17 protein-coding genes are annotated in these 19,034 nt (G+C 69.0%); 10 read left to right on the top strand and 7 right to left on the bottom strand.

The genetic code is table 11. The features are described 5' to 3' along the window. The first annotated feature begins 148 nt into the window (after positions 1-148). From ACIP5T_RS09955 to ACIP5T_RS09945, 3 genes are all read left to right on the top strand, one after another. The gene (locus tag ACIP5T_RS09955) at positions 149-1,366 is read left to right on the top strand and encodes a hypothetical protein (protein ID WP_400862742.1); all 1,218 of its coding nucleotides are present in this window, start codon (positions 149-151) and stop codon (positions 1,364-1,366) included. Between the two features lie 75 nt (positions 1,367-1,441). Next, positions 1,442-2,647, top strand: coding sequence for a hypothetical protein (locus ACIP5T_RS09950; protein WP_400862740.1), 1,206 nt, complete (start codon positions 1,442-1,444; stop codon positions 2,645-2,647). 181 nt (positions 2,648-2,828) lie between these two features. Further along, positions 2,829-4,349 carry an SDR family NAD(P)-dependent oxidoreductase gene (locus tag ACIP5T_RS09945; RefSeq protein ID WP_400862738.1) on the top strand — a complete coding sequence of 507 codons (1,521 nt, stop codon included), beginning with the start codon at positions 2,829-2,831 and terminating at the stop codon, positions 4,347-4,349. A gap of 378 nt (positions 4,350-4,727) precedes the next feature. Here the strand turns inward: ACIP5T_RS09945 and ACIP5T_RS09940 are convergent, their stop codons facing one another. Further along, a complete protein-coding gene (locus tag ACIP5T_RS09940; protein WP_400862736.1) occupies positions 4,728-5,066 on the bottom strand; it encodes a winged helix-turn-helix transcriptional regulator in 339 nt (112 codons plus the stop codon). Positions 5,067-5,145: 79 nt separating this feature from the next. On the opposite strand from ACIP5T_RS09940, the gene ACIP5T_RS09935 reads away from it, so the two are divergent. Then, positions 5,146-5,802: an FMN-dependent NADH-azoreductase gene (locus tag ACIP5T_RS09935; protein ID WP_400862734.1), complete on the top strand. Its 657-nt coding sequence runs from the start codon at positions 5,146-5,148 to the stop codon at positions 5,800-5,802. Positions 5,803-6,235: 433 nt separating this feature from the next. Here the strand turns inward: ACIP5T_RS09935 and ACIP5T_RS09930 are convergent, their stop codons facing one another. Further along, on the bottom strand, positions 6,236-7,312 hold the full coding sequence (locus tag ACIP5T_RS09930; RefSeq protein ID WP_400864703.1) for a sensor histidine kinase: 1,077 nt from the start codon (positions 7,310-7,312) through the stop codon (positions 6,236-6,238). Between the two features lie 28 nt (positions 7,313-7,340). Next, on the bottom strand, positions 7,341-8,012 hold the full coding sequence (locus ACIP5T_RS09925; RefSeq protein ID WP_400862733.1) for a response regulator transcription factor: 672 nt from the start codon (positions 8,010-8,012) through the stop codon (positions 7,341-7,343). 102 nt (positions 8,013-8,114) lie between these two features. Here ACIP5T_RS09925 and ACIP5T_RS09920 point away from each other — a divergent pair, with 102 nt between their 5' ends. The 4 genes from ACIP5T_RS09920 to ACIP5T_RS09905 are packed head-to-tail and all read left to right on the top strand — an operon-like array spanning position 8,115 to position 11,840. Beyond that, positions 8,115-8,723: a M15 family metallopeptidase gene (locus ACIP5T_RS09920; protein ID WP_400862731.1), complete on the top strand. Its 609-nt coding sequence runs from the start codon at positions 8,115-8,117 to the stop codon at positions 8,721-8,723. Continuing rightward, positions 8,720-9,856, top strand: a complete 1,137-nt coding sequence (alr, locus tag ACIP5T_RS09915) for an alanine racemase (RefSeq protein WP_400862730.1) — start codon at positions 8,720-8,722, stop codon at positions 9,854-9,856. Before ACIP5T_RS09920 ends, alr begins: the two co-directional genes overlap by 4 nt. Further along, the gene (locus tag ACIP5T_RS09910; protein WP_400862729.1) at positions 9,853-10,809 is read left to right on the top strand and encodes a D-alanine--D-alanine ligase; all 957 of its coding nucleotides are present in this window, start codon (positions 9,853-9,855) and stop codon (positions 10,807-10,809) included. The genes alr and ACIP5T_RS09910 overlap by 4 nt, the downstream gene beginning before the upstream one ends. After that, positions 10,806-11,840 (top strand): acyltransferase family protein, encoded by a 1,035-nt coding sequence (locus tag ACIP5T_RS09905; RefSeq protein ID WP_400862727.1) that lies wholly within the window; start codon positions 10,806-10,808, stop codon positions 11,838-11,840. The genes ACIP5T_RS09910 and ACIP5T_RS09905 overlap by 4 nt, the downstream gene beginning before the upstream one ends. A 138-nt stretch (positions 11,841-11,978) precedes the next feature. Here ACIP5T_RS09905 and ACIP5T_RS09900 read toward each other — a convergent pair whose 3' ends face one another. Together ACIP5T_RS09900 and deoD are read right to left on the bottom strand one after the other, a co-directional pair. Then, positions 11,979-14,492, bottom strand: a complete 2,514-nt coding sequence (locus tag ACIP5T_RS09900) for a DEAD/DEAH box helicase (RefSeq protein ID WP_400862725.1) — start codon at positions 14,490-14,492, stop codon at positions 11,979-11,981. A gap of 55 nt (positions 14,493-14,547) precedes the next feature. Beyond that, positions 14,548-15,261, bottom strand: a complete 714-nt coding sequence (deoD, locus tag ACIP5T_RS09895) for a purine-nucleoside phosphorylase (RefSeq protein WP_400862723.1) — start codon at positions 15,259-15,261, stop codon at positions 14,548-14,550. A 106-nt stretch (positions 15,262-15,367) separates the two neighbouring features. Here deoD and putP point away from each other — a divergent pair, with 106 nt between their 5' ends. Beyond that, positions 15,368-16,882, top strand: a complete 1,515-nt coding sequence (putP, locus tag ACIP5T_RS09890; protein ID WP_400864700.1) for a sodium/proline symporter PutP — start codon at positions 15,368-15,370, stop codon at positions 16,880-16,882. 37 nt (positions 16,883-16,919) lie between these two features. On the opposite strand, the gene ACIP5T_RS09885 is transcribed toward putP, so the two are convergent. Further along, complete coding sequence (locus tag ACIP5T_RS09885; protein WP_400862721.1) at positions 16,920-17,588, bottom strand: DNA alkylation repair protein; 669 nt, start codon at positions 17,586-17,588, stop codon at positions 16,920-16,922. A 104-nt stretch (positions 17,589-17,692) separates the two neighbouring features. Here ACIP5T_RS09885 and ACIP5T_RS09880 point away from each other — a divergent pair, with 104 nt between their 5' ends. Continuing rightward, on the top strand, positions 17,693-17,881 hold the full coding sequence (locus ACIP5T_RS09880; RefSeq protein WP_400862719.1) for a hypothetical protein: 189 nt from the start codon (positions 17,693-17,695) through the stop codon (positions 17,879-17,881). Between the two features lie 43 nt (positions 17,882-17,924). Here the strand turns inward: ACIP5T_RS09880 and ACIP5T_RS09875 are convergent, their stop codons facing one another. Then, positions 17,925-18,959: an aromatic acid exporter family protein gene (locus ACIP5T_RS09875; protein WP_400862717.1), complete on the bottom strand. Its 1,035-nt coding sequence runs from the start codon at positions 18,957-18,959 to the stop codon at positions 17,925-17,927. Positions 18,960-19,034: the final 75 nt, after the last annotated feature.

Raw genomic sequence — 19,034 nt, 5'->3', positions numbered from 1 at the left:
CGCCTGCATCGGCCGGATTCCGAGCCCCCGGCCGAGGGAAGCATGTGCCACCGAACCGGCGCACACGAACGGTGTCGGACCGACATGAGGATGACTCGAAATGGCCCCGACTTGATACTGAGAATCGTTATCAATAAAGTGAGGTCCTGTGACCCCCTCTCCTCGCACCGGCCGCACTCTGCTGTTCGCTTCCCTGCTCGCGGCCACCCTGACGGTGACCTCGTGCGCAGCATCCGATGCCCCGGCACCTGCATCGAGCGCGAGCATTCCGCCGAACGACGGGGTCGACGGCGGGGGAGCGGCCGAGGTCGCATCGCCGGCGCTCGCACTCCTCGTCGCCGACGCGAACGGAGACCTCACCCTGCTCGACCTCGAGACCGAAGAACGCTCGACGCTCGTAGAGGCGGACGCGGATGCGGATGCCGTTCTCGGCGTCGGCCGCTTCGCCCACGTGACCCATGTCGAGGGAGAGGCCACCGCCGTCGACATCATCGACTCCGGCCGCTGGACGGTGCCGCACGGCGACCACTCGCACTCCTTCCTCGGCGACGCGGGGGTGCTCGGAACCATCGACGGAGAGGGTCCTGCCGACATCCGAGTGGGTGACAGTGCGACCGCCATCCGCTTCGGCGGCGACGTCGCCCTCATCGACCACGAGAAGCTCGCCGATCTCGACGACGCGCCTCGACTCACCCTCCCCGTCGACCCGGCCGGCCCCGTGCTGCCTTTCTCCGGGCACCTCCTCGCCGCCACCGACGAGACGATCGAGATCCTCGACGCGGAAGGGACCGCGACCGGCATCACCGCGCCCTGCTCGACGGCGACGGATGCCGACATCACCCGCGTCGGCGCCGTCTTCGCCTGCGAGACCGGCGCCTTGCTCGTCACCCGCGAAGTCGGCGGTGCGCTCGCCGCGGAGCTCATCCCGTACCCGGCCGTCACCCCCTCGGCGCGCGACCTCTCCGGCCGTGCCGACCGTCCCGACCTCGCCGGCGTCGCGGGAGACCAGGGCGCCTGGCTGCTCGATTCCCGAGCCCGCGAATGGATGCTGCTCCCCACTGACCCCCCGCTGCTCCGCGCCGCGGCGATCGGCGACGACGACAGCCACACGGTCGTGATCGCGACAGACGGCACCGTGCGCGTGCTCACCGAGGACGGCTCCGAGCTCGCCCGCACAGCGCCCCTGCTCGCCGCATCCCTCTCCGACCCCACCCTGCGAGATCGGGTGCAGCTCCTCGTCGACGCCCGCCACGCCTATGTCTCCGACCCGGCGGCAGGAGCGGTGCACGAGATCGACCACGCCGACGGCGCGGTCACCCGCACCCTCGAGGGACTCGACCCCCATCGCATCCAGCTCGTCGGCTGAGCCGCCCGCACATTCTTCGACGGCAACCGCCGTCACGCGCCTTCCGCGCACCCACCCATAAGAAGGAGAAACCCCATGCATCGACCTGCCCGCAGCCGCCTCGCGGCCGGCGCGATCACCGCCATCGCCGCGGTCGCGCTCGCCGGATGCGCGACCGCCGCGCCGTCGGCATCCGGAGAACCGGAATCGTCCACGTCGCACGAGGGGGACACCCGCGTCGCGATCGCCTACGACGGCGGCATCGTCGTGCTCGACGGCGAGACTCTCGAGACGGTCGACACGGCCGAGCTCGACGGATTCCTGCGCGTCAACCCCGCCGGCGACCACGACGGACATGTCTTCGTCACGGCCGCCGACGGCTTCCACGTGCTCGACACCGGCCTCGCCTCCGACACTGTGGAGTTCACCGGTGAGGTGTTCGATGCCGTCACCCCAGGCCATGCGACCCCGCACGCCGGACGCACGGCCCTGTTCGATGACGGCACCGGAGACGTGACCCTCTTCGACACCGACGCGGTCGGCACCGGAACCGTGCCCGAATCGCAGACGGTCGAGTCGGAGGCCGCTCACCACGGCGTCGCGATCGAGCTCTCCGACGGCACGCTGCTGTCGACCATCGGCACGTCGGAATCGCGCAGCGGTGTGCGCCTGCTCGCCGGCGACGGATCGGAACTCGCCCGCAACGAGCAGTGCCCCGGTGTGCACGGAGAGGGAGCCCTGAAGGGTGAGACCATCGTCTTCGGCTGTGAAGACGGCGTGCTCGTGTTCGCAGACGGAGCCTTCACCAAGCTCGACGCCCCCGACGACTTCGGTCGCTCGGGCAACGCCTACGTGACCGACACGAGCGCGATCGCCGCGCTCGACTACAAGTCGGATCCCGACCAGGAGGGATACCTGCTCTCGCAGCTCGCCCTCGTCGACACCGATGCGCAGGAGCTTTCTGTGGTCGACCTGCCCGAAGGGGTCGAGTACACCTGGCGCGGCGTCGGCCGCGACGGCCACGACAACATCATCGTGCTCGCGTCGGACGGCACGGTGAACGTGCTCGACGAGGCCGGTGCGTTCGTCGATTCGTGGGACGTGATCGAGCCGTGGGAGAGCCCCGAAGAGTGGCAGCAGCCGCACCCGGGCCTCCGTGTCGTGGGCGACATCGCCTACGTGACGGAGCCCGCGGAGAACCGCATCCTCGCGGTCGATCTCCACACCGGAGAAGTCTCGGCCGAGGCGACCCTCGACATCGTGCCCGGCGAGTTCGTGGTGGTCGGCGCAGCCGGACACTGATCGGATCCAGGCACCTCTCCACAACTCCGGAGATCCACGTGGCTCTCGTTCCCCGATGTGCGCCGTTCCGGGGAGCGCGAACCCGGTGGTGCACGCGTCTCCGGAGTTGTGGAGGTCGAGCCCTGGCGCCCCGCCCGCGCTCTCAGGAAGACACCCCGAGCATTCGCGTAAAATCGGCACAATGACCGATGCTCCCTCCGACGCTGCACCCGACCTCGGACCCGGCATCGACCCCGAAGACCTGGCCACCACGCTGCGTGTCCTCTCGGAACTGCACCAGATCGACAACGAGCACCCTGACTTCGTAGCCGTCCGCCACGCGACGGCGGCGATGTTCAAGGCCGTCAAGCGCGTGCGTCGCAAAGAGATCCGCGATGCGATCGCCGACGCCGACAAGGCCGTCGTCGCCCGCACCGCGACCGGAGCCCCCGACCGCATCGACGACGAGACCCGCGGCCACGACCTGGCGACCAGCGTCGTCGACGCCCCGATCGCGGGCGAGCTGCTCAAGCCCCGCAACTGCTACATCTGCAAGCAGCCCTACACGGTGGTCGACGCGTTCTATCACCAGCTCTGCCCGGACTGCGCGCGCTTCAGCCACGGCAAGCGCAACGCTCGCACCGACCTCACCGGCAAGCGCGCGCTGCTCACCGGCGGTCGCGCCAAGATCGGCATGCACATCGCGCTGCGGCTGCTGCGCGACGGCGCGCACACCACGATCACGACGCGCTTCCCGAGGGACGCGGTCCGCCGGTTCTCCGCCCTTCCCGACTCGGGCGACTGGTTGCACCGACTGCGTGTTGTCGGCATCGACCTGCGTGACCCTGCTCAGGTCATCGGCCTTGCCGATTCGGTCGCCGCTCAGGGTCCGCTCGACATCCTGATCAACAACGCCGCGCAGACCGTGCGCCGCTCGCCGGGCTCCTATTCACTGCTGGCGGATGCCGAGCTTCAGCCGCTCCCAGACGGTCCGCTGCCCGAGATGGAGACGTTCGGGCACACGGTCGACCCGCATCCGCAGGCGCTGCAGGCCTCGGTCGATTCGCATCCGCTGCTGTCGGTCGCTGCCCTCGGCGGCACGGTCGCGGAGCAGGGCGGCCAGGCGCTCACTGCTGAAGACTTGGCACGTCTTGCGATGGCCCCGGGGTCGTCGTCGCTCGAGAAGCACGCAGACGGCACCGCGATCGATGCGGGCGGCCTCGTGCCCGACGTGAACCGCTCGAACAGCTGGGTGCAGTCCGTCGATCAGGTAGACCCGCTCGAGATGCTCGAGGTGCAGCTCGCCAATACGACCGCGCCGTTCCTGCTGATCAGTCGCCTGCGCGCCTCGATGGCGGCATCCGGTGCGCACCGCAAGTACGTGGTCAACGTCTCGGCGATGGAGGGCCAGTTCTCGCGACGGTACAAGGGCCCCGGGCACCCGCATACGAACATGGCGAAGGCCGCGCTCAACATGCTCACGCGCACCAGTGCGGGCGAGATGCTCGAGACCGACGGCATCCTGATGACCGCCGTCGACACCGGCTGGATCACCGACGAGCGCCCGCACTACACGAAGGTGCGACTGGCCGAGGAGGGCTTCCATGCCCCGCTCGACCTCGTCGACGGAGCCGCGCGCGTGTACGACCCGATCGTGCGCGGCGAGGCCGGCGATGACATCCACGGCGTCTTCCTGAAGGACTACGAGCCCAGCCCCTGGTGAGCCCTGCCCGAGAGCTATCCGGCATTCGGCATCCGGCATCCGGTCCCCGACGTCCGGTCTGCGGCGACTGGTCTCCGACGTCCGGTCTGCGGCGACTGGTCCCCGACGTCCGGTCTGCGGCGTCCGGCATTCGGCGACTTGGCTGACGATTCCCCGGATGGCTGGCTGAACGCGCCTCGCCGGTCAGCCAGCCGGGGATCGGCCAGCCAGGTGGAGATGCGGGCGCCCGGCTCTGCTGACCGAGGTGCTGTTCGTGGCGGTCTGGCTGACGATTCCCCGGATGGCTGGCTGAACGGGGCGGCCTGGTCAGCCAGCCGGTAGTCGGCCAGCCTGATGGGCGGAATCAGCCCAGCCCCTGGTGAGGGGGAGAGCCGACGCTCAGTGCGCGCGGATCTCGAGGTTCTCGGACGCCCAGGTGCCGAGCTGATCGAGGATGGGCAGCAGCCCGCGGCCGCTGTCAGTGAGGGCGTAGGAGACCGCGACCGGAGGGCCGGCGTCGACTGCGCGTGCGACGAGTCCTGCCTCGGCGAGTTCGGCCAGGCGGTCGGAGAGCACGGTGTCGCTGATGCCGGACACTCCGCGTCGCAGCGCGACGAACGTCGAAGGACCGCCGCCCAGTGACGAGACGATCATGCCGTTCCAGCGTTTGCCGAGCACGCTGAAGGCCAGTGTGACGGCGGCGTCGCAGACGTGACGCTCTTCGTCGATCTCGGCCATGCGCCCATCATACCTGTGCTACGTTAACGCGAGTCGCTAAGAAAAACAGAGTGACTACGAAAAACGAAAGGTACTCCCCATGTCCCTGTTCCGCCTGGATGCCAGCATCCTTCCTGCGTCGTCCGCCAGCCGTTCGCTCGCCGACCTCGTCGAAGCCGAGTGGACGGCATCTCACCCGGACTCCACGGTCACGCGTCGCGACCTCGCCGCCGACCCCGTGCCCGCGACGGCCTGGGCGGATGCCGTGACCGGCGGCTTCGTCGACGAGGCGCAGCGCACCGACGCCCAGCGCGCAGCGCGTGCCCTCGCCACCTCGTTCGCCGACGAGCTGATCGCCGGCGACGCGCTGCTGTTCGCCGTGCCGCTCTACAACTACGGCGTCTCGCAGCACTTCAAGACCTGGTTCGACCTGGCCTACACCGATCCGCGCATCGACCCCCAGGGCACCGCGCTCCGTGGCAAGCCCGCGACCCTCGTCACCGTGCTCGGCGGCAACTACGCCCCCGGAACCCCCAAGGAGGGCTGGGACCACTCCACCGGATGGCTGCGCCGCGTGCTCGAGGACGTCTGGGGCCTCGACCTGCGCATCGTCGAGCGGCCCTTCACGCTCGTGGGTGTGAACCCGGCGCTCGACGCCTTCGCCGACACCGCCCGCGAGCTCAAGGAGAACGCCGAAACGGATGCTCGCACGTACGGCCGCGAGCTCGCAGCACTCCGGGGCGACCAGGTCGCCTGACCTCCGGCGGGCGTGCACGTCTGCATCCCGGGATCACGTCTGCATGCCGAGATCACGGATGCATGCCGAGAACAGGTTTTCCGGGCATGCATCTGTGATCGGAGCATCCAGGTATGCGGACCAGTTCATCCGAGCCGGACCGTTTGCAGGATGAGAGCACGGGTGCAGGGCCGGAACACGGTTTCTGGTCCTGCATCCGTGCTTCGGCCCTGCATTCGGCGCGGACTCGACCGGGCCGCCTCCTCGATCGGCCGCGCCGACCGCGTCGCACGGGTGCGGGGCGAGATCACGGATGCCGAGAACAGGTTTTCCGGGCATGCATCTGTGATCGGAGCATCCAGGTATGCGGACAGCTCGGGCAGTCGGCCGCAGGTATGCGGACGGGCTCGGGCAGTCGGCCGCAGGTGTGCGGACGGGCTCGGGGAAGCCGCCCTCAGGCGAGCGGCCCGGGGTACGGATGCGGCAGCCACACCGTCACGTTCAACCCGCCGCCCTGGCGAGCCGTGAGGACGAGCGACCCGTCATGCGCCTGCGCGATGCGCTGCACGATCGCGAGGCCCAGGCCGACGCCTCCGTGATCGTCGCTGCGGGTGCGGTCGGCGCCTCGCTGGAAGGGCTCGGCGAGCGTCGCCACGAGGTGGGCAGGCAGCACGTCGCCGGTGTTCTCGACCACGAGCGCCACGGCGTGCGGCAGCGTGTGCGTCCGCACGACGACGGTGCCATCGGCGGCCCGATTGTGCACGATCGCGTTGTGCACGAGGTTGGTGATCAGCTGCTGGAGAAGCGCCGGCGACCCGAGCACGTTCGCCGTGTCGCCGCCGACGTCGATCGTCACGCCGCGGCGCTCGGCGAGCGGAAGCAGTGTCTCGGCGGATTCCTCGGCGAGCAGTGAGAGGTCGATCGGCTCGCGCGTGAATGAGCGGCGCTCGGCGCGGCTGAGCATCAGCAGCGCTTCGGTCAGCTCGATCGCCCGCGTGTTGACCTCGTGCAGCGGGTCGATCAGCGCGTCGACGTCTCGGCCGGGGTCGTTTCGGGCGACTTCGAGCATGGTCTGCGAGATCGCGAGCGGGGTGCGCAGCTCGTGCGAGGCGTTGGCGGCGAACCGCTGCTGTTCGGCGAGGTGCGCCTCGAGCTGTTCGAGCATCGAGTCGAACACGTCGGCCAGGTCGCGGAACTCATCGCGCGGCCCCTCGAGAGCGACGCGGTGCGACAGCGACCCTTGAGCCGCGAGCTGTGCGGCTTTGCCGATGCGGTCGAGCGGCGCCAGCATCCGCCCGGCGATGAGCCAGCCGCCGCCCAGCCCGAGAGCGAGGAGCACGAGCATCATCACGACCGCAGCGGGGATGAAGGCGCGGATCAGGTCGCTGCGGTTCGGCACGAACACGTCGTTGATGATCTGGATATCCGGCACGTACCTCAGCAGGTACATGGCGACCGCGGCGAGCAGCCCGATGCCCGACACCACCACGACGCCGGCGTAGCTCAGGGTGAGCTTCCAGCGGGCGCTCATGCCACGGCGGCGCTTCGGGCGGTTCGGGTCAGCCATCGGCATCCGTCCCGATGCGGTAGCCGACGCCCGGCACCGTGAGGATCAGCCAGGGCTCGCCCAGACGTTTGCGCAGCGACGAGACGGTGATGCGCACGGCGTTCGTGAACGGGTCTGCGTTCTCGTCCCACGCGCGTTCGAGCAGCTGCTCGGCGCTGACGACTCCGCCGGCCGCGTCGATGAGCACCTCGAGAACGGCGAACTGCTTGCGGGTGAGGGCGACGTATCTGCCGTCGCGGAAGACCTCGCGACGGAAAGGGTCGAGCCGCAGGCCCGCCACCTCGAGCACGGGCGGACGCACGCGCTGCCGTCGGCGGTCGAGGGCACGCAGTCGCAGCACGAGCTCGCGCAGCTCGAACGGCTTGGTGAGGTAGTCGTCGGCACCGATCTCGAACCCCGTCGCCTTGTCGTCGAGACGATCGGCCGCAGTGAGCATGAGGATCGGGATGCCGCTGCCCGAGGCCACGATCGAGCGGGCGACGTCATCGCCCGAGGGGCCTGGGATGTCTCGGTCGAGCACGGCGAGGTCGTAGGAGTTGATGCTCAACAGCTCGAGTGCCGTGTCTCCGTCGCCGGCGATGTCTGCGGCGATCGCTTCGAGCCGCAGACCGTCGCGCACGGCCTCTGCGAGGTAGGGCTCGTCCTCGACGATCAGCACCCTCACGACACAGCTCCCATGTGCTCAGAGCTTACGCACCCGGACATATCGGGAGCGTATGCAAAAGCGCATACGCCGTCGCAACAGGCGCCCTTCTTGACTGAGGACATGAACACACGCACTGCCCTCAGACAGCGACGCCTCACCGCGATCATCGGTGTCGCTCTGCTCGCCGCGGCCATCACGGGCTCGGTCGTGCTGATCGGCCGGCAGTCGCTGGCATCGGCATCCGTCCCGCCGACCGTCTCGCCTGCATCTCTCACCGAGGCCGACGGGCTGATCCGCGAGGAGGGCGCCGTCTCGGTGTTCGACGAGACGCCTGCGGTCACGAACCTCGACTCCGATCTGCTCGCCGCCGTGCGTGCCGCCGCCACCGCTGCCGAACGTGACGGCGTGCGCATGCACGTGAACAGCGGGTGGAGGTCGGCCGAGTACCAGCAGGTGCTCCGGCAGGATGCGGTCGCCGAATACGGATCAGAAGAGGAGGCGGCACGCTGGGTCGCCACTCCCGAGAACTCGGAGCACGTGTCGGGGGATGCGGTGGACCTCGGTCCGCTCACCGCGCAGGACTGGCTGGCGCAACGAGGCGACGAGTTCGGCCTCTGCCAGATCTATGCGAACGAGCGGTGGCACTTCGAACTGCGGCCGGCGGCCGTGGCGAACGGCTGCCCGCTGATGTATGACGATCCGACTGCCGACCCGAGGACCCAGCGATGACGAACGCGCTCACGACCCCGCGCCTCACGCTCTCGCGCATGCACGCCCCGACCCTGCACACGCTTCCCGATGCGATTGCGGCGAACGTCGAGCGGATGCGGTCGGCCACCGATGCCCGCATCATGGCGGTCGTGAAAGCCGACGGATACGGTCTCGGAGCCGTCAGCGTCGCCCTCTCGGCTGTCGGCGCCGGGGCCGAGTGGCTGGGGCTGACGGACGCAGGGGATGCCGCCGAGCTGCGCGATGCGGGCATCGAGGTGCCGATCCTCGCGTGGCTGAATCCGTCGGGTGTCGACGTCGCGCAGGTCGTCGCGGATCGCGTCGACATCGCCGTCGGCTCCGTCGACGAACTGCGGCAGCTGATCGCCGACGCGTCGTCGCTGCCGCACGCACGCGTGCGCGTGCATCTGCAGATGGATACGGGGATGTCGCGAGGCGGTGCGCCGGTCGAGGAGTGGGCGGAGCTGCTGCGGGTCGCCCGCTCGGGACGAGGTCGCATCGAGGTGGTCGGGGTGATGGGGCATCTGCCCGGCGCCGACGCGGCTGACCCCGCGATCAACGCCCCGGCGGTGCTGCGGATGAGACAGGCGAGGGATGCCGCGCTGCGTGCCGGATTCGGCCCGCTGATCGTGCACCTCGCGGCGACGTCGGGCACCCTGACGGATCCGGCGACGCACTTCGACATGGTGCGCGTCGGCGCCGGTCTCGTCGGCATCGACCCGTCCGAGACCGTGTCGTTGCGGGGCGCGGCGCGGTTGACGGCAGCGGTCGTGCACAGCAGCGTCGTGCCTGCGGGAACCCCCGTCGGGTACGGCGGCGTGTACGTGACCGAGCGCAGGACCCGCCTGAGCGTGATCGGCGTCGGTTATGCCGACGGTATCCCGCGCGAGCTGGCGCCCGGCTCGGGTGTGGCGATCGACGGCATCCGCTGCGCGGTCGTCGGGCGTGTGTCGATGGACCAGATCGTCGTGGACACGGGTGATCTGAGTGTGCTCAGAGGCGCGACAGCCGTCGTGTTCGGCCCGGAGGGTGGGGCGGTGCCGAGCGTGCAGGAGTGGGCGAGATGGGCGGGGAGCATCCCTCACACCATCGTCACGGGCATCGGTGCGCGGGTCGAGAGGGCGATCGCGTGAGCGTGCTGGTGATCGGAGGAGGGCAGAACGCTGAGCACGAGGTCTCGCTCGCGTCGGCAGCCGCAGTCGCCGAGGCGCTGCGGGTCGGGGGATACGAGGTCAGCACGGCGACGATCTCGCGCGAGGGCGTCTGGGAGGTGGCGGGCGTCTCGGAGGGTGCCACCGCCGCCGAATCCCTGAGTCTCGCGATGCCGCTCATAGCCGCAGCGGACGTCGTATTCCCCGCGGTGCATGGAGCGCTGGGGGAGGACGGTGTGCTGGCCGCGCTGTGCGCTCTCGCGGGCGTGCGATCGGTCGGATCCGGTCCGCGAGCTGGCGCGATCGGCATGGACAAGTGGGCGACGAAGCTCGTCGCGCAGGCGGCGGGGCTGCGTACGGCGAAGGGGCGGGTCGTCGATGCAGCTGACTGCGGGGATGCCGAGTTCGACGGCCCTGCGGTCGTGAAGCCGGTGTCGGCAGGGTCGAGCTACGGAGTCTCGCTCGTGCGGGAGGAGGGCGAGCTCGGAGCGGCGCTGCGGGAGGCGGCGCGGTTCGATCGGCGCATCCTCGTCGAAGAGGTCGTGCACGGGAGGGAGATCGACGTCGCGGTCATCCGCGAGGCCGGCGGGGTGCGATGGGCGGCGCCGCCGCTGGAGATACATGCGGCAGGGCTGTTCGACACCGCCATGAAGTACGACGGCAGTGCGCGGTTCACCGTGCCCGCGCAGCTATCGGCAGCCGAGACGACCTCACTCACGCGCGCGGCGCTGACCATGTTCGACGCTCTGGACTGCGCCGGCGTCGCGAGGATGGACTTCTTCCTCACCGCCGCGGGGCCAGTGCTGAACGAGGTCAACACGATGCCAGGTCTGACCGCGGCATCCCAGGTGCCCCGGATGTTCGCCGCCGCCGACGTGTCGTACGTCGACCTGGTGTCGCGCCTCGTGCGTGCCGCCGAGGTTCCAGGACGGTGACGGCACGCGTCGGCTGGCCCGATGTCGCGAAGGGCGTGTGCATCATCCTCGTGGTGCTGTGGCACGTGGTCACCAAGCACGCGATCGAGGTCGAGGGAGCGGGGCCGGTCACCGACGCCTGGGCGACGCTCAACGCGCAGTTGCTGCCGCTGCGGATGCCGCTGTTCTTCCTGATCTCGGGGATGTTCGCCGGTCGAGCCGTGAACGCTCCGGTCGGAGTCTCGTGGCGTCGCCGCGCGGGTCGACTGGCCGGGGTCTACGTCATCTGGGTCGTGATCCAGACGTTCGTGCTCGCCCTCACTCCCGACTTCGACACGGCCAGGGCGGAGAACGGATGGCAGCTGCTCGCGCAGCTCACGATCAGTCCGACGAACCTCTGGTACCTGCTCGCCCTCGCGGTGTATCTGCTCATCGCCCGCCTGGTGCGGCACGTGCCGACCGCCGTGGTGCTACCGGTCGCGTTCGTGATGGCTGCGGTTGCGGCGGCGGGCGTCATCCCCGACCTCGGGAACCTCTGGCAGCTGGTGCAGAACCTCCTCTTCTTCCTCGCCGGTCTTCGGCTGCGCCCGATGATCGAGCGCTTCGCCGCGGCATCCGGCCCTCTTCACACTCTCATGCTCGGAATGACATATGTTGCGACAGTCGGCGCTGTCGGAGTGCTCGGAATGCGGCAGTGGCCGGGCGTCTGGCCTCTGGTCGCGGTCGTCGCAGTCGCCTTCGGCGTCGCCGGGTGCGCGATGCTCGACCGCGGTGTGGGGGTGATCGCCCGGCCGCTGCGGTGGGTGGGTCAGCGCACGCTGCCGATCTACGTGATCCACATGATCCCGCTCGCCCTGATCGATGGCGCGCTGCGCGGAGCGGGCTGGGTCGCGACGCCGGCGGTCCAGGTCGCCTGGCCGATCGTGCTCACGGCGTTCGTCATCGTGATCTGCCTCGCAGCGCACGCAGTGCTCGTGCGTGTGGGGCTCGGGGTGCTGTTCGATCCACTGCGACCGATCGACCGCGTGGCTGCGGCCCGGGTGGCTGGCTGAGGCTCGGGTGGCTGAGGCCCGGATGGCTGACTGAGGCTCGCGGGACTCAGGCCCGGGTGGCTGACTGACGCCCGGATGGCTGACTGAGGAGGCCCGTGCGGTCAGCCATCCGGGGAAAGATCAGCCATCCGGCCGGGCTCACAGTCGATCGACGCCCGTCACGGTGAGCACCGCAGCGCCCTCCTCATCGGAGGCGGCGAGGTCGACGGTGGCCGAGATGCCCCAGTCGTGGTCGCCGGCGGGGTCGTCCAGGATCTGACGCACGGTCCACTCCGTGGGTCCCTCGGTCAGGAGCAGCAGCTGAGCGCTGCGGGCGTTGGCGCCGGTGAGGATCTCATCGTGGTCGGCGAAGTAGCCGTCGAGAGCGTCCGACCAGGCATCCGCACCGAACGTCGGGTCGAGCTCCGCGAGCGCCGAGACGTCTTCGCGGGCCGCGAGCTGCACCCGGCGGAACAGTTCGTTGCGCACCAGAGTGCGGAATGCGCGCGTGTTCGACGTCAGGCGCTTCGGTGCCGGCGGCACGATCGGCTCGTCGTCCGGGCCCTGGAGAACGCCGTTGACCAGCTCCTCCCACTCGTCGAGCAGGCTCGAGTCGACCTGGCGCACGAGTTCGCCGAGCCACTCGATCAGATCGCGGAGATCCTCGTCCTTCGCCTCTTCGGGAATCGTCTGCGAGGCCGCGCGATAGGCATCGGAGAGATACCGCAGAACGACACCTTCGGAGCGGGCGATCTTGTAATACGCGACATATTCCCCGAACGACATGGCCCGCTCGTACATGTCGCGCACGACGGATTTCGGATGCAGCTCGAAGTCGCGGATCCACGGCTGTGCGGCGCTGAAGGTCTCGAACGCGGCCGTCAGCAGCTCGTCGAGGGGTTTCGGATACGTGATCTCCTCGAGCAGCTCCATGCGCTCGTCGTATTCGATGCCCTCGCGCTTCATGACGGCGACCGCTTCGCCGCGTGCCTGGAACTCCTGCTGGCTGAGGATGGCGCGGGGGTCGTCGAGCGTCGACTCGACGATCGAGATCATGTCGAGGGCGTACGAGCCGGTGCCCGTGCCGGCCGAAGGATCGGGGTCGAGCAGGTCGAACGCCGCGAGTGCGAACGGCGACAGCGGCTGGTTCAGGGCGAAGTTCGGCTGCAGATCGACCGTCAGACGGATCTCGCCGTCCGCCGTCTGCTGCACGACGCCCGACTCGAGCAGCGTCCGGTAGATGCCGATGGCGCGCAGAGCCAGCTCGCGCTGCCTCTTGCGGGGCTCGTGGTTGTCGTAGACCAGTGCGCGCATGTTGCCGAAGACGTCGCCGCCGCGGCCGATCACGTTGAGCATCATCGCGCTCGTGATCTGCATGTGCGAGGTCAGAGTCTCGGGCTCGGCGTCGATGAGCTTGCGGAACGACGGCTCGCCCCACGAGACGAAGCCGTCGGGTGCTTTCTTGCGGACGATCTTGCGCTTCTTCTTCGGATCGTCGCCGGCCTTCTTGATCGCGGCGACGTTCTCGCTCTCGTGCTCCGGAGCCTGCGCGACGACCGTGCCGGCCGTGTCGAATCCTGCTCGCCCTGCGCGTCCCGCGATCTGGTGGAACTCACGGGCGCTGAGCTGCCGCATCCGGGTGCCGTCGAATTTGGTCAGCGCGGTCAGCAGCACCGTGCGGATGGGCACGTTGATGCCGACGCCGAGCGTGTCGGTGCCGCAGATCACGCGCAGCAGGCCGCGCTGGGCGAGCTGTTCGACGAGGCGTCGGTACTTCGGCAGCATCCCCGCATGGTGAACGCCGATACCTGCACGCAGGAACCGCGAGAGGGTCTTGCCGAACGCGGTCGTGAAGCGGAATCCGCCGATGAGCGCCGCGATCTCGTCGCGCTGCTCCCGCGTGGCGACCTTGGTGCTCGACAGCGCCTGCGCCCGTTCCATCGCCGCCGCCTGCGAGAAGTGCACGACGTAGATCGGCGCCTGGCCGGTGCCGAGCAGGTCGTCGATCGTCTCGTGGATCGGCGTGGTCTCGTAGAAGTAGTGCAGCGGCACTGGCCGCTCGACGCCCGTGACGGATGCCGTGTCGCGGCCGGTCCTGCGGGTGAGATCGCTCGACAGCTGCGAGACGTCGCCGAGGGTCGCCGACATGAGGATGAACTGCGCCTGCGGAAGTTCGAGCAGCGGCACCTGCCACGCCCACCCGCGGTCGGGGTCGGCGTAGAAATGGAACTCGTCCATCACGACCTGGTGCACCGCGGCATCCGTGCCCTGGCGCAGGGCGAGGTTCGCGAGGATCTCGGCCGTGCAGCAGATGATCGGGGCGTCGGGGTTGACCGACGAGTCGCCCGTGATCATGCCGACGTTCGAGGCGCCGAACACGTCGACGAGCGCGAAGAACTTCTCGCTCACCAGGGCCTTGATCGGGGCGGTGTAGAACGAGCGGCGCCCCTCGACGAGGGCGGCGAAGTGCGCGCCGACGGCGACGAGCGACTTTCCGGTGCCGGTGGGTGTCGAGAGGATCAGGTTGTTGCCCGAGACGATCTCGATGACCGCCTCGTCCTGTGCTGGGTAGAGGTTGATGCCGGTGGACTCTGCCCACTCGACGAACGCCGTGTAGACGGCATCCGCATCGGATCCGTCGGTCAGCGTGGTGTGGTCGAGGATCGCAGGCATGGTCTGTCGATCATCCCACCTTCGGCGCGGCGCCTCCTGCGAACGAGCGCGAGACTCAGACCGAAGTCGCGGCGCTCAGCGCGATGCGGATCATGTCGCCGAACGTCTGCTCGCGCTCCTGGGCGGTGGTCTCTTCGCCCGTGACGATGTGATCCGACACCGTGCAGATGGCCAGGGCGCGGCGGCCGTGGAACGCAGCGAGCGTGTAGAGACCCGCCGCCTCCATCTCGACTCCGAGCGCGCCGTGCTGCACGAACGGCTCGGTGAGCTCGGGGCGTGTGCTGTAGAACTGGTCGCTCGAGAAGAGCAGTCCCACATGCACGGCGGCGTCCAACGGCTCCGCTTCACTCGCCTCGACCGCGGCGCGCAGCAGTCCGAAGTCCGCGACGGGTGCGTAGTCGAGTCCGTGGAAGCGCACCCGGTTGATTCCCGAGTCGGTGCAGGCGCCGTTCGCGATGATGATGTCGCGCACCTTGATCTTCTCGGTCAGCGCCCCGCACGATCCGACCCGCACGATGGTCTGCACGTCGTACTCCTCGAACAGCTCGCTCGCGTAGATCGCCATCGAGGGCTGGCCCATACCCGAGCCCTGCACCGAGACTCGGTGGCCGTTCCAGGTGCCGGTGTAGCCCAGCATCCCGCGGGTCTCGGAGTACAGCTCGGCATCCTCGAGGAAGGTCTCGGCGATCCACTTCGCCCGCAGCGGGTCGCCGGGGAACAGGACGATGGGGGCGATCTGACCGGGCTCTGCGGCGATGTGCGTGCTCATGGATTCAGCGTAACCAGCCGGCTCTGCGTGGCGCGTCCGACGACGGCATCCGTCTTGAGATCATCGATACGGATGCGGTGATCGGCACCGCTCAGGAGGGACGATGATGTCCGACCAGATCTTCTTGTACGGGGCGCTCGGGCTGTATTTCGCCGGGATGCTGCTCATCGGATACTTCGCCTACAAGCGCACCTCCGACCACGAGGACTACATGCTCGGCGGTCGCAACCTGCCCCCGTGGGTCGCCGCGATCAGCGCCGGGGCGGCCGACATGTCGGGCTGGCTGGTGATGGGGCTGCCCGGCGCCATCTACGCCGCCGGGCTCATCGAGGCCTGGATCGCGATCGGGCTGACGATCGGCGCCTACCTCAACTGGCTGCTTGTCGCACCGCGGCTGCGGGCCTACACCGAGGTGTCGCGCAACTCGATCACGATCCCGAGTTACTTCGAGAACCGACTCCGCGACACGAGCCGCTCGTTGCGAGTGGTGTCCGGCCTCATCATCCTGGTCTTCTTCACGCTGTACATCTCCTCGGGCATGGTCGCAGCAGGCGTCTTCTTCGAGAGCTCTTTCAACGGCGACTACCTGTTCGGCATGCTGCTGGTCGGTGGGATCACGCTGCTCTACACGCTCTTCGGCGGGTTCCTCGGCGCTTCGCTCACCGATGTCGTGCAAGGGCTGATGATGGTGATCGCGCTGATCGTCGTGCCGGTCGCCGCCATCATCGCGATCGGCGGCCTCGACGAGACGTCGACCCTGATCACGGAGAACGGCGGAGAGGGATTCCTGTCGCTGCTCGGCGGCGGAGCCGTCACGGGTGGCACCTTCCTCGCCATCGTCTCTGCCCTCGCCTGGGGTCTCGGATACTTCGGCCAGCCGCACATCATCGTGCGCTTCATGGCGCTGCGCTCGCCGCGGGAGGCGAAGAGCGCCCGCCGTATCGGCATCTCGTGGATGGTGCTCTCGATGGGTGGCGCGGTCGTATCCGGTCTGGTCGGCATCGCGTACATGGCGCAGAGGGGCATCACGCTCGACAACCCGGAGACCGTGGTGCTGCTGATGTCGCAGACGCTGCTGCATCCGTTCGTCGCGGGCCTCGTGCTGGCAGCGGTGCTGGCGGCGATCATGAGCACCGTGTCGAGCCAGCTCGTGGTGTGCTCGTCGGCGCTGGTCGAAGACCTCTACAAGGTGGTGCGAAAGACCCCGCCGTCAGACAAGCGGCTCGTGCTGATGGGACGCATGGCTGTGCTCGTCGTCGCCGTGATCGCGATCCTCCTCGCGATCACGCCGAACGACTCGATCCTCGGACTGGTGTCCTTCGCGTGGGCGGGCTTCGGCGCCGCGTTCGGCCCGATCATCCTGCTCAGCCTCTTCTGGCGCAAGCTCACGAACTGGGGCGCGCTCGCTGGCATGTTCGTCGGCGCGGTCACGGTGTTCGTCTGGAAGGCGCTCGACACCGCGCTGTACGAGCTTCTCCCGGCGTTCGTGTTCGCATTCATCGCCGCGGTCGTGGTGAGTCTCGTGACCTACAGGCGCAACGAAGAGATCGAGCAGGAGTTCACCGACACCGAGACGATGCTCGCGGCACCCCGCGCTCAGGCGGTGGCAGACAGTCGCTGACGGTGTGCGCGAGGGCTGAGTCGGCGGATGCTGCGGCTCAGCCTTCGCGTCGCCTGACGATCTCGCCGATCCAGATCGGGGCGAACGGCGAGGTGCAGCCGGGGGCGGTGGGGTAGTCGGCCAGCACCTGCAGGCGCTCGCCGATCGCGAGCGCCCTGGCCCGCAGCTCGGGGTGGAAGATGCCGATATTCGCGAGCGTCTCGTTCATCGCCCATTGCAGGCGCTTCGGCGCATCCACCAGGTCACGCTCGATCAGGTCGAGCAGATGGTCGAGGTCGAGGCCGTCGGCATCCTTGGCCACCCGCACGGTCGTGAGCGACCAGGCGGCGGCGGCGACCGTCGGGTCTGCGTCGTCGAACCAGCGCAGTCGCAGCTCTTCAGCGAGCGGAGTCTTCTTGGCGACGTAGTTGACGAACCAGTCGTTGACCTTGGGGGCCTGCGTCTGGCGCAGCATCGCGTCGAGCTCGTCGGCGGTGAACTCGCGCGGCGTGCAGATGAGCAGGGCGAGCAGGCGGGCTGACGTCTCGCCGGTCGCCCACAGCTCCTTCGCCAGGGGCTGGTCGGTCTTGATGCGCTTGGCCACCCCGCGCAGACGGCTCAGGTTCATGCCGTGGTCGTCGCCGCGCTTCTCGTTGGCTGCGCGCATCTTCGGATCCTCGAGGGCGGCCAGTTCGGCGAGGGCTTCGGGCACGGTCATGTCGGGCATGAGACCAGGGTAGGCCTCCGGCGCTTGTCAAGGCCCGGGTCGCGGTGAGCGTCCGGCCGTAATCTGGCATGCACGCAGACCGAACGCCGACGAGAGGAACGCGCATGAACCGCGACAGCGACGACATCAACACCGACCGCAACGACCTGAGCACCGAGCCGTCGCCCGGCGCGGAGGAGAACGACAACCTCGGCACCGAGGACAACAAGGGCGAGCCTCCCACGGTCGTGCCGTCGGGCGCCGAGTCCGACGACGACGGCGACGTGCTCGCCGACGACCCCGACCAGGACTGACTCAGCCCCTGCCCCGTTCCGTGAACGGGGCAGGGCAGTGCGCTCACTCCTCTTCGACGAGCTCCCCGCGGATGCGCCGGAGGTCTTCCATCAGCGACCCGATCAGGATCCAGTGGGTCGACGACGGCGGCCGGATGACGAGCGGCGCAGTGAGCGCGGGGATCGCGGAGGTCAGGGTCTCGGGCTCCGGTGACACGTCGGCGATCTGCACGGCCAGCCGCACATCGTGCCCCGCCCGGCGCAGCTGTTCGGCGATCGCGGTGACAGCCGGCTCCTGGCCGATCGAGTCGTCGTAGTGGTCGAAGTAGGCGCGGGTCATCCCGATGGTCTGCGTCACGATCGGTGACAGGCGCTCGAGCAGGGCACGCATCTCGCGGAGCTCCTCGCGGTGCGTCGAGCGGCGCGGGTTCAGGGTGAGCGACTCCTCGCCGGCCGCGATGGAGGCTTCTGCGGCTTCTTTCATCGGGCGCAGCAGCCGCGCCTCGAGCATGAGCTCCTGCAGCTTCGCGGGCGTCTGAGGTTCGGGCAGCGCGTCGGCCAGACGGTCGAGGCTCGAGGCGAGTTCGCTGCCGAGCAGCCCGAGATCGCGGCGGGCGGGGGCGACCAGCACCGGTGGAACGATCAGCGCGTTCACGACGATGCCGATGACCACGCCGATCAGGGTCTCGAAGATGCGCGCGATCGCATAGTCGGGCGTCGAACCGAGTGCGAGCACGAGCATCGCCGAGATCGCGACCTGGTTTCCGGTGCCCGGGGTCGCCTTGAAGGCCCATGCGACCAGCATCGCCACGACGATGGCGAGCAGCACGATCCAGCTCGGGGAACCGAGCAGCAGGCCGAGCGCCACGGCGATCACGACGCCGACGATCACGCCGATGCTGCGCTCGAGGGCCTTCGACAACGATTGGTTGACGCTCGGCTGCACGACGAGCAGGGCCGCGATGGCGGCGAACACGGGCAGCTGCCCCGGAACCACCCACCCGGCCAGCAGCCACGCGGCGATCGTGGCCGCGGCGGACTTCACCACCTGCAGCAGGGGTGAGCGCTTCGAGGCGCGGATCGCGGCATGGATGCGCATGCCCTCAACGCTACTCGCGCGCATGCTCGGTCGCGGCGTCCTCGATGTCAACCCCATCGCGCATCTCAGGAGCAT

Origin of the sequence: Microbacterium sp. NPDC088619 (assembly GCF_044752825.1) — a bacterium.
Classification (GTDB): domain Bacteria; phylum Actinomycetota; class Actinomycetes; order Actinomycetales; family Microbacteriaceae; genus Microbacterium.
The sequence above is the reverse complement of the archived record's forward strand: the minus strand, read 5'-3'. Positions and strand labels throughout refer to the sequence as shown.